The 255-nt window shown below is 48.2% G+C and carries 1 protein-coding gene; it reads left to right on the top strand.

Annotated elements, in window-relative coordinates:
• A partial coding sequence (locus ACO0K8_RS22390) for a hypothetical protein (RefSeq protein ID WP_422948863.1) occupies window positions 1-255 on the top strand: 255 nt, incomplete at both ends.

Raw genomic sequence — 255 nt, 5'->3', positions numbered from 1 at the left:
ACCGGTATCGGAAGATACTGCGAAGTTTGGTACAAATCACAACCGCCTAAGTCCTGCACTCAACATGCAGGCACGCTGCAGCGATGGTCAATCGCTGGGCACAAAGATTATTGATGGACAAGTGAACGATGTTTGCTTGCCTTGGTGGCTTAACCCCACCCTACGACACTTCTTCCCAATTGGATCTTCTGAAAACCACAGAACAACGTGGCTTCACAAGATCAACAAGTTATGCCTGATGACCATAGCAAGTCG

The sequence above is a fragment of the Undibacterium sp. Ren11W genome (assembly GCF_049340485.1).
In the GTDB taxonomy this organism is placed as follows: Bacteria; Pseudomonadota; Gammaproteobacteria; order Burkholderiales; family Burkholderiaceae_D; genus Undibacterium.
Note: the sequence above shows the minus strand (reverse complement) of the source record. Positions and strands in the feature narration are given on the sequence as shown.